We start from the raw sequence: 10,000 nt of genomic DNA, 5'->3' as shown, positions 1-10,000 counted from the left end.
ACAAGCTGGTCGCCGCGCTCGGTGACGACGAGAATTGAGCGAGTTTCCTGCATCGTCCTGGCGAAAGCCCGGACTCATTACCGAAAAGTCGTCGTCGGGCGAACTGGCAATCACGAGTCTCCGCAAATTTGCTTCTGCGGTCATGGGCCTGGATCGGCACTTGCTATGCTCGCTTGTCGAGGACGACGCAGTGACTGGTCGGGTCGATGGACAAACGCAAAAGCCCCGGAAACATCTCCGGGGCTTTCGTCGTTTTAGCTGTTTGCAGCGCGATGCAGCTACGTCCGCGTCCGCATCCGCATCATGAAGCTGTCGAAGCTGAGCTCGGCGACCTGCATCCAGGCCAGCGACTCGCTGCGATAGGCGGTGAGGCTCGCATACATCTTGCCGAAATGCGGATTGTTCTTGGCGAGGTCGGCGTAGACCTCCCCGGCCGCCGTATAACAGCTCTCGAGCACTTCTTGCGGGAAGGGCTTGAGGATGGCGCCGGCAACGAGCAGCCGCTTGAGTGCTGGTGGGTTGACCGCATCGTACTTGCCGGTCACCCAGGTGAAGGTATCGAGCGATGCACTCGAAATGGCCGCCTGATAATGCTTGGGCAGCGCATTCCACTTCTCGAGATTCATGATGTTGTGGCCCTGGCCGGTGCCTTCCCACCAGCCCGGATAATAATAGTACTTCGCCACCTTGACGAAGCCGAGCTTCTCGTCGTCATAGGGGCCCACCCATTCGGCCGCGTCGATCGTGCCCTTCTCGAGCGCGGGGTAGATGTCGCCTGCCGCGATCTGCTGCGGGACGCCACCGAGCTTCGAGATGATGGTGCCGGCAAACCCGCCGACGCGGAATTTCAGTCCCTTGAGATCATCGATGGTCTTGATCTCCTTGCGAAACCAGCCGCCCATCTGGGCGCCGGTCGAACCTGTGGGCACGCCGATCGCGTTATGCTCCTTCAAGAGATCGTTCAGCATCTCCTGACCACCGTTCCACAATAGCCAAGAGATGTGCTGGCGCGTGTTGAGCCCGAATGGCAGCGATGTGCCGAAGGTGAAGGCGGGATTCTTGCCCCAGTAATAATACAGTGCGGTATTGCCGATCTCGACCGTACCGTTCGAGACCGCGTCGAGCACTTGCAGGCCCGGCACGATTTCGCCGGCGGCGAAGGGCTGGATCTGGAATTTATTGTCGGTGATCTCGGCGACGCGTTTGCAGAAATATTCGCAGCCGCCATACAGCGTATCCAGAGATTTCGGCCAACTCGCCGCCAGGCGCCATTTCACCTCGGGCATCGATTGCGCGACAGCTGGCGCTGCGACTGCGCTTGCGGCGAGGCCCAGCCCGCCCGCCGTCAGGAATTTACGACGTTCCATGCGTTTCCCTCCTGTGATGTCGAGTCCTCGACGAGGGGATTGCGATCTTGACGTCGCTTTGTCTTCGCCGGTGGCCGACGTTTCTTGGCGTCCGAAATTCGAATTCCGGATCGCGGTCAGGATGACGAAAGGGCCGCAGCAAAGCAAGCGCACTTTGGTTGCGCTGCCGGCGACGCCCTCAATGCTGCGCTGCGAACGCGTCCTCCATGGCCTTGCGCGCCTTCACCGTCTCGTTGCCCGCATCGAACTCGACGTCGCTCCAGCGCACCATCGCGCCATGCGCGACGTCATGTTTCAGCTTCACACGATGCGCCAGACCGATCGGCAGCGCGTCGGCCTTCAAGCTCGCGGCCGCCGGCACCAGCTTGCCCCACACCGTGTAGCCGCCTTCGCCATCCAGCATCTCGCCGGCGCGCAGATTGCGTTTTGCCACGGCCGCGACGTCGCCGCGGAAGCCTGTGGCCTGTCCGGTCGGCTCGCTCCGCAGCGCCGCCGACAGCACCGAGATGTTCAGTTCGAGGCCGATCAGATGATAGGGCTTGTACATGGCCGCGAAGCGCCCGCTGGCGTCGGTCTTCAGGCCGTATTGCCTGAAGCAATCGGCAGCATAATCGTTCGGTGCCTCCAGCACGACATAGACGCCCCAGCGGAGGTCGCGAAACACCGGCCGGCCGTCGCGCTCGAGCGAGGACACCACTTCCACCACGCCCGCTCGCTCCAGCACGCCGCCGCGTGAGCGCGGCCGCATGATATGTGGCAGATCGTCGACGCCGCAGGGCGGAAACAGCAGGCCGTCCGCGGGCACGTCGAGGGCGCAGGCATTGGCGATCGCGGCCATCTCGATCGCCGATTTGGTGCCGTCGAGGAAGGAGTTGAACATCTGCGGATTCATGCCGGCCGACTGCGCTTCGCCCGGAGTGAGGCCGTAATGCTGCCAGACGCCATCAGGCGTCACGTCATGATAGGCCGGCAGATATTTTGTGCCCTTGCCGGCGGCAACGACGCGGAAGCCAGTGGCCCGCGCCCAATCCACCATCTCCGCCGTCAGCGCCGGCTGGTCGCCATAGGCGAGCGAATAGACGACGCCGGCTTTTCGCGCTTCCTCTGCGAGCAGGGGGCCCGCCAGCACGTCGGCTTCGACATTGACCATCACGATATGCTTGCCCGCCGCAATCGCAGCGCGCGCATGCGTGATGCCGGCGGCGGGATTTCCGGTCGCCTCCACCACCACGTCCATCGCACCGCCGGCAATAGCGCGCACACCGTCATCGGTGAAGGTGGTCGCGGCGATGCGCGTCGAGTCCCAGCCGACGATGCGGCACGCCTCGCGGGCGCGGTCGCAATCGATGTCGATGATGACAGGCACTTCCAGCCCCGGCGTGTGCGGCACCTGCGCCAAAAACATCGAGCCGAATTTTCCGGCGCCGATCAGCGCGACACGAACCGGCTCGCCGGCGGACGCGCGGGCCTGGAGGAGACGGAAGAGGTTCATGGGGATATGTCCTGCGGAATGATCGTGTCCCCGACGCGGAGCAGCACGAAGTGCTGCTCCGCAGAGCCGGGACCCAGTGTAAGGGAATTCCGTGTCGGTGGGCCCCGGCTCAGCAGCGCATCACTGACGTGCTGCGCTGCGTCCGGGGCATGAGAGCATCCTACATCCTACTCCGCCGCCTGCCGCGGCGCACGCGCGAGCCGCAGCAGCGCGTCGTCCTCCACCGTCTTGATCGGTGTGAAATCGCGATGCGCGATGTAGTCCGGCCGCGTCGGGGTGCGGATGTAGTTCGAGACCGCATTCAGCGTCAAATACACGATTTTGCGCGGGTAGGGCGTGATGTTGCCGGCCGAGCCGTGCACGAGATTGCCGTGAAACATCAGCATGCCGCCGGGTTTGCCGGTGGGCGCCACGATGCCGCCCTGCTTGACGAGGCGTGTCACGGTGTCCTCGTCCAGCGTCCACAGCGGATAGGAGGTGGTGGCGAGGTCATGCGAGGCTTCGAGATCGCCGGCGTTCTGGCTGCGCGGCACCAGCATCAGGGGGCCGTTGATCGGCATCACCTCGTCGAGGAAGATCGCGATGTTCATCGCGCGCGGCTCCGGCATGCCGTCGTCGCGCTTCCAGGTGCCGTAATCCTGGTGCCACTGCCAGACGTCGCCGGTGAAGGCCGATTTCGCGTTGATCTTGAACTGGTGCATGTAGACCGGTTCGCCGAAGAGCTGCTCGACCGGCTCGATCATGCGCGGATGTGCGCCCAGGATGCGGAAGGCCTCGTTGTAGAGATGTGCGGCAAAGGCGGTGCGCGGCGCACCGCTCTTCTCGCGCCAGACCTCCGGCCGGTTGGTGTCATAGATGCCGACCGCCTCTCGCGCGAGCAGACCGACCTCCTCCTGGCTGAACAATTCGGGCAGGAACAGCCAGCCCTCGCGGTGGAAGAACTCCAATTGCTCTTGAGACAGTTTCATGGGTCGTCCTCCTGTTGTTTATTGTTGTCATTGCGGGGCGGTCCGCAGGACCGAACCCGGAATCCATTCATCCACAATCTCTGCCGCTCAATAGATTCCGGGCTCACACTTCGCGTGCCCCGGAATGACGGCGTTTGTGGTTACGCCGCAACCTCTTCCGTCGCCCTCAATCTCTCTTCGGTCATCCGTCCCGCCGTCTGCGCATGGGCCAGCGCCGCGCGTTCGGCAGCGTTCGCATCGCCCGCGAGAATGTGCTTGGCGATATCGGCATGCTCCGCCCAGGCGCTGGCGCGATAGTCGAGCTCGGACAGCACGGTCGCCATCGAGCGGCGCATGTGCGGCCATTGCGGCGCCATCGTCTCCTCGATCACGGGATTGCCGGCGATCTGGTAGATCGCGCGATGAAAATCGACGTCGAGCCCGATGAGTTCGGCCAGCGTCGTGTTACGGTCGATGGGGCGTCCGGCGGCAAGCGCCGCCTCCAGCCGCGCGCGACCCGCCGCGTCCGTGCCTGCACGTTCGGCAGCAAGCCGGGCGGCGAGTGCATCGATGGCGCCGCGCACCTCGTAAAGCTGGCGGATACGTGACGGGTCGAGCTGGGTGACCTCAAAGCCGCGCTTGCCGCTCTCGGCGACGAGGCCCTGCCGGTGCAACAAATGCAGCGCGTGCGACACCGGCTGGCGCGACACGCCGAGCCTGTCGGCGAGCTCGTTTTGCCGGATGCGCTGGCCAGGGGGCAGGGTGCGGTCGGAGATCGCCTCCAGGATCCGGGCATAGACCTGGTCGATCAAGTTCGGGAGTGGGTCGAGAGGGATCACGCCGGCAGCTCCGCGGCACCTGAAAACGGAATACGGAATTCCGTATTCGAAGCTACGCGGTGCGGCTGAGGGCGTCAAGCGGTACCATAGGATGGCCGCCTCTCATTTCGAAACGCGCTAAGCTATTGATATCGCTCGCGCCGTCTACTGTGCATGGGGTTGTTTTTCGAGAAAACGATCCGGCCCGGCGCCGTCCTACTTGATCTTGCCCTGCTCGATCAGCATCCGGCTCATCAGATAGAGCCGCGGCACGATCGAGTTGGTGTCGATGAACTCGTCGCGGGCATGATAGCCGAAGCCGGCGAGGCCGAAACTCTCGACCACGACCGCCTTGCCGCTGCGATTGGCGTAGCCGGCATCGGTGGCGCCTCCCGTCATCTCGGTGATGTCGAGCTTGCGGTCGATCTCGGCATAGATCGACTGTCCCACCTCGGCCAGCGCGCGGCCGCGACCGCTCGCGACGAAGGGCGGGCGGCCCGCTGTGATCGTCACCTTGGTTTCGGTGTCGGGAACGAGCTTCTCCTTCACCTTCTCGTCGAGCGCCGCCTGCAATTTGGCGATGCCATCGGGAATGGTGAGGCGGATGTCGGCGCCGGCCTCGGCCTTTTCCGGAATCTGGTTGCGTACGGTGCCGGCCTGCGCCGTGGTCCAGTTGAGCTGCGTGCCGGGGATCGACTTGGCGACGTCTTTGGTTTGCAGCAATTGATGGGCGAGCTCGATCAGCGCGTTGCGGCCGAGATCGGGCGCAGCGCCGGCATGCGAAGCGCGTCCTTTCACCTCCATCTTCGCCGTCGCGGTGCCGCTCGCCCCCAGCAGCAAGGAGTCGTTCTTTGCCGGAGGCGAAGCCGCCGTCGGCTCGCAGGAGAGCACGACGTCGTGCTGGTCGGCGAGCTCCGCGATCATCTCGCCCGACCCGATCGACCCCACCTCTTCGTCTGGATTGAACGACACGGTGAGCCTGGCATAGTCGTGCCAGCCGGCATCCTTCAGTATCTTGAGCGCATGCAGCACCACGGCGATGCCGCCCTTGTCGTCGGCGATGCCGGGGCCATAGATGCGGTTGCCGTCAACGCGGTACGGCTCGCTGGCGAGGACGCCGCGCTGATAGACCGTGTCCATATGCGCGATCAGCATCAGGTTTCGCGTGCCCGAGCCCTTGAACGTGGCGATCACCATATCGGCGCCTGTGCCGGCGGTGGTCTTGCGTCGCTCCGTGACGGCGCCAAGCGCCTTCAGGCGCGCTTCGGTGAAATCGGCCATCTTCTTCAAGCCTTCGGCGTCGCCGCTGCCACTCTCGATCATCACCATGTCACGCAGCGTCTCGATCAGCGGCGCCTTCTCCTGCTCGGCCGCGGCTTTCAGCTTCTCGTCGGCGGCCGCGACCGCGCTCGTGACGCCGGCGGCGAGACCGAGCAGCGACAGAGCAAGCAAGGGAGTGAGGCGGAATGTCATGAGGTGTCCTTTCCCGTTTCGAGCGGCGGCACCGCACGATCGGACGGAACCGTAACATCTAGGCAATCCGGATGCCACGTTTCGCTAGCGCTCAAGCACCTCCACATCGAGCGCCGCGATCCGCTCCGCATCGGCCAGCGCGTCGATTCCCGCGATCCGGTCGCCGTTGAAGGTAACACGAAGCGCGATGCGCAGATGTCCACCGAGGATGACGGCGACGCCGATCTCGCCGTCGACCAACGCGGTCCGTGCGGCCTGGGCGCGGCCCTTGTAGAGCTGCGCCACCGCATCGGCGCCGCGAATCTCGGGCAGCGAGCCGAGCCGCACCGCGGCTTGGTCGGCGCGGAATACGACGTCGGGATCGAGCACGGTCAGCAGGCCCTCGAAATCGCCTTCGCGCGACGCCTTGAGGAACGCATCGACGATTCGGCGCTGGTACGACAGGTCGGTCTCGGGCACCGGTGCGCCCTGCACCCGCCGCCGGGCGCGACTCGCGAGCTGCCGCGAGGCCTCGACCGAGCGGCCGACGATCGGCGCGATCTCCTCGAAGGGCACGGCAAACATGTCATGCAGCACGAACGCGAGCCGCTCCGCCGGCTGCAACGTCTCCAGCACGACCAACAGGGCGGCGCCGACGGAATCGGCCATCTCCGTCTCGCGCTCGCGCGTCTCGTCGATCGGCTCGGGCACGTGCGGGCCCATCGGATCCTCGCGGCGCGATTTCCGTGCGCGCAGCATGTCGAGGCAGATGCGCGCGACCACCGTCGTGAGCCAGCCGCGCAGGTTCGCGACATCGGACATGTCGTAGCGGCTGACCCGCAGCCAAGCCTCCTGCACGGCATCGTCGACCTCAGCACGGGACCCCAGCATCCGGTAGGCCACGGCGCGCAAATGGTCCCGGTTGGCCTCGAACTGGTGGCTGAGAAAATTTTGTTCGGTCATCGGTCACATTCCCTCATCGCGATCCGTCATGCCCATGACGAGGCCAATCCGGCCGATGTGACCGGAACCTTCGAAATTCAACAGACGGAGACGCAAGATGATGCACGCTCGCATGAATCACACGGTGATGGTCCTGCCTGAGGCCATGAACCACCTTCAATCCATTGGCAACCTGACCAAACAGGGTCTGCCGGAAAAGCTCCTGGAGCTGGTGCACCTGCGGGCCAGCCAGATCAATGGCTGCGGCGTCTGCGTCGATATGCACCCGAAGCTCGCCCGTAAGCTCGGTGAGACCGACGAGCGCCTGTTCGCCGTGTCCGCCTGGCGCGAAGCGCCCTATTTCACCGAGGCCGAGCGCGCCGCGCTGGCGCTGACCGAGGCGGTCACGCGCCTTGCCGATCGCGAAGATCCGGTGCCTGATGCGATCTGGAACGAGGCCGCCAAGCATTTTGACGAGCGCGAGCTCGCAACGCTGATCCTCGCGATCGCGACGATCAACGTCTGGAACCGGCTGAATGCGACGATCAAGATGCCGGTCGGCGTTTGGAAGGTGTGAGGCCTCTTCCTTCGCCTCTCCCGGACGCAGGGAGGGGCGAAGAGCGCTCCTACTCCGCCAGGAATCTGTTCACCGCCTCGCCGAACTCAAGCGGCGCCTGTTCGAACATCCAGTGGCCGGCGTTCGGAATCACCGCCGTCTTGCTGCCCGCGATGTGCTCGGCGAGCACGCGCCACATCACCGACAGGCTTCCTGTCGTCGCGCCGCCGCCGATCAGCAGCGTCGGCGTCTTGATCGCCTGCGCATCGGCGAGCGTGTAGGGCTTGCGCTGCTCGTTGATCTGGCCGAGGAAAGTGATCGCGTTGTCGCGCAGTTGCTGCTTGGCCGCCGCAGGTACGCGCCGCCAGGAGCCGTCGCCTTCGATGCCGTCGTAAAAATTCTGCAGCGCGCCCTCGATGTCACCGGCGCGGATCATCTCGACCGAGCGCGCCGTACGGGCGGCGAGCGGCGGATGCGCGGGCGTGCCGGCGGGGACCGGCAGGCTGGCATCGAGATCGCCGCCCGGCTCGGCCAACACCAGTTTTCGCAACAGATCAGGCCGTATCTGCGCTACGCGGAAGGCGATGTGACCGCCGCGCGAATGCCCCATCAGGTCGACCGGTGCGGGCCTGACCTGCTCGATGAAGGCGATCACGTCGAAGACGTGCTGGGCCATCTTGTAGTCGTCGCCGACGGCATCCCAATGCTCGGGAAAGAAGTGCCGCAGGCTGACCGAGATCACGCGATGATGCCGCGACAGCGGTCCGAGCACCGAATACCAGGTGCGGAAATCCCCTAACGTGCCGTGCACGCAGACCAGCGGCGGACCGTCTCCGACTTCGAGATAGGCCATGTCGTAACCGTTGACGCGAAATGTCTGCATGATCAGCTCGCCAGAAACTCCAGGACCACTTCGGAGTATTTTTGCGGCGCCTGCTCGAACATCGGGTGCGTCGCGTTCGGGATGATCGCCTTCTTCGAATAGGGCACATGCGCCGCGAGCGCATGCAGCACCTTTGGCAGCAGGCCCTTGGTCCGCGCGCCCAGGATGAACAGCGTCGGCATTTTGATGGACTCCGCATCCGCCTTCGAGAACGGCGGGCGGTTGTCGCGACCTGACCGATCAGCGTCATGGCGTTGTCGCGCAGATTTTGCTTCACCGTCGCCGGCAGCCGCGGCCAGGTGCCGGGGCCCTCCAGCGCGTCGACGAAGACGGCGAGGCCGCCGTCGACGTCGCCGGCCGCGATCCTCTCGGCCGATGCTGTAAAGCGCGCCAGCAGCGGCGAGGGGCCGCCGACATAATCGGGATCGAGGCTCGCATCGAGCTCGCCGCCCGGCTCGGCGAGGATCAGTCGCCGCAGCATATCCGGCCTCCGCTGCGCCACGCGGAAGCAGATGTGCCCGCCGCGGGAATGGCCCATCAGGTCGACCGGCCCGAGGTCGAGCTTCTCGACGAAGGCGATGACGTCATCGACATGCTGGGCGATCGAATAAGTGTCCCCGACGCCGTCCCAGCGCGCCGGGTAGAAGTGCCTCAAGCTGACAGCGATCACCCGGTGGCGCTGCGACAACGGGCCAAGCACGCAACCCCAGACGCGGAAGTCGTTCAGCGAGCCGTGCACGCAGACCAGCGGCGGGCCGCCCTTGGCTTCGCCCACGTCGAGATAGGGCATGTCGTATCCGTTGACGTGGAGGCTTTGCATTCTGGGCTCGCGCGAAGGAAAAGGAACTCTGTGCAAGATTCCCGGAAACCGGGTGGATCGCAACTATTTCCAAGCCTAAATTCGAGCGGACAACACAATCGGGCATGCGACAAGGACGCAGCCAGGAACCAAGCCATGACTGACCAGCATTTTGCCCTGTTCGACACCAGGATCGGCCTGTGCGCCATCGCCTGGGGCCCGCGCGGCATCAATGGCACGCAACTGCCGATGGGCGGCGAGCAAAAGATCCGCACCCGTATCCATCAGCGTCATGCCGAGGCGACCGAAGGCGAGCCCACCGCCGAGGTGCAACAGGCGATCGATCGCATCGTCAAACTGCTCGCCGGCGAGCCCGATAATCTCACCGACATCCCGCTCGACCTCGACGGCGTGCCCGAGTTCAACCGCGGCGTCTACGATATCGCCCGCACCATCCCACCGGGCAAGACCATGACCTATGGCGACATCGCCAAGCGGCTCGGCGGCGTCGAACTGTCGCGCGACGTCGGCCAGGCGCTCGGCCGCAATCCGTGCCCGATCGTCGTGCCCTGCCATCGCGTGCTCGCGGCCGGCAACAAACCCGGCGGCTTCTCGGCGAATGGCGGCGTGGTGACGAAGCTGAAGATGCTCGAGATCGAAGGCGCGCTGGTGAACCACACGCCGAGTCTGTTTGATTGAGGGGTGCCACCCCCCGGAGGGGGGCCGGAGGGGGGGTGGCACCCC

10 protein-coding genes and 1 pseudogene (1 of these 11 cut by a window edge) are annotated in these 10,000 nt (G+C 64.9%); 3 read left to right on the top strand and 8 right to left on the bottom strand.

Annotated elements, in window-relative coordinates; all coding sequences use genetic code 11:
- Nucleotides 1-38, top strand: partial view of a hypothetical protein gene (locus tag IVA96_RS13580; RefSeq protein ID WP_247276781.1) — the 3' end only. It extends 550 nt beyond the left edge of the window; only the last 38 of its 588 coding nucleotides appear in the window; its start codon lies off the left edge, out of view; its stop codon occupies nt 36-38.
- A 240-nt stretch (nt 39-278) separates the two neighbouring features.
- Here IVA96_RS13580 and IVA96_RS13575 read toward each other — a convergent pair whose 3' ends face one another.
- From IVA96_RS13575 to IVA96_RS13550, 6 genes are all read right to left on the bottom strand, one after another.
- Nucleotides 279-1,367 (bottom strand): ABC transporter substrate-binding protein, encoded by a 1,089-nt coding sequence (locus IVA96_RS13575; RefSeq protein WP_247276780.1) that lies wholly within the window; start codon nt 1,365-1,367, stop codon nt 279-281.
- A gap of 178 nt (nt 1,368-1,545) precedes the next feature.
- Complete coding sequence (locus tag IVA96_RS13570; RefSeq protein WP_247276779.1) at nt 1,546-2,859, bottom strand: Gfo/Idh/MocA family oxidoreductase; 1,314 nt, start codon at nt 2,857-2,859, stop codon at nt 1,546-1,548.
- 167 nt (nt 2,860-3,026) lie between these two features.
- Complete coding sequence (locus IVA96_RS13565; protein WP_247276778.1) at nt 3,027-3,827, bottom strand: phytanoyl-CoA dioxygenase family protein; 801 nt, start codon at nt 3,825-3,827, stop codon at nt 3,027-3,029.
- Between the two features lie 140 nt (nt 3,828-3,967).
- A complete protein-coding gene (locus IVA96_RS13560) occupies nt 3,968-4,645 on the bottom strand; it encodes a GntR family transcriptional regulator (RefSeq protein ID WP_247276777.1) in 678 nt (225 codons plus the stop codon).
- A gap of 195 nt (nt 4,646-4,840) precedes the next feature.
- Nucleotides 4,841-6,097, bottom strand: a complete 1,257-nt coding sequence (locus tag IVA96_RS13555; protein ID WP_247276776.1) for a M20/M25/M40 family metallo-hydrolase — start codon at nt 6,095-6,097, stop codon at nt 4,841-4,843.
- A gap of 84 nt (nt 6,098-6,181) precedes the next feature.
- Complete coding sequence (locus IVA96_RS13550) at nt 6,182-7,039, bottom strand: sigma-70 family RNA polymerase sigma factor (protein WP_247276775.1); 858 nt, start codon at nt 7,037-7,039, stop codon at nt 6,182-6,184.
- A 100-nt stretch (nt 7,040-7,139) separates the two neighbouring features.
- Between IVA96_RS13550 and IVA96_RS13545 the strand changes: the two genes are divergently transcribed.
- Complete coding sequence (locus IVA96_RS13545) at nt 7,140-7,595, top strand: carboxymuconolactone decarboxylase family protein (protein WP_247417850.1); 456 nt, start codon at nt 7,140-7,142, stop codon at nt 7,593-7,595.
- A gap of 49 nt (nt 7,596-7,644) precedes the next feature.
- Here the strand turns inward: IVA96_RS13545 and IVA96_RS13540 are convergent, their stop codons facing one another.
- Nucleotides 7,645-8,457 (bottom strand): alpha/beta hydrolase, encoded by an 813-nt coding sequence (locus IVA96_RS13540; RefSeq protein WP_247276774.1) that lies wholly within the window; start codon nt 8,455-8,457, stop codon nt 7,645-7,647.
- Nucleotides 8,458-8,459: 2 nt separating this feature from the next.
- Nucleotides 8,460-9,277 (bottom strand): annotated as a pseudogene (locus IVA96_RS13535) (alpha/beta hydrolase).
- A gap of 135 nt (nt 9,278-9,412) precedes the next feature.
- Between IVA96_RS13535 and IVA96_RS13530 the strand changes: the two are divergent.
- The gene (locus tag IVA96_RS13530; protein WP_247276773.1) at nt 9,413-9,955 is read left to right on the top strand and encodes a methylated-DNA--[protein]-cysteine S-methyltransferase; all 543 of its coding nucleotides are present in this window, start codon (nt 9,413-9,415) and stop codon (nt 9,953-9,955) included.
- Nucleotides 9,956-10,000 lie beyond the last annotated feature (45 nt).

The sequence above is a fragment of the Bradyrhizobium sp. 159 genome (assembly GCF_023073795.1).
Classification (GTDB): domain Bacteria; phylum Pseudomonadota; class Alphaproteobacteria; order Rhizobiales; family Xanthobacteraceae; genus Bradyrhizobium.
The sequence above is the reverse complement of the archived record's forward strand: the minus strand, read 5'-3'. Positions and strand labels throughout refer to the sequence as shown.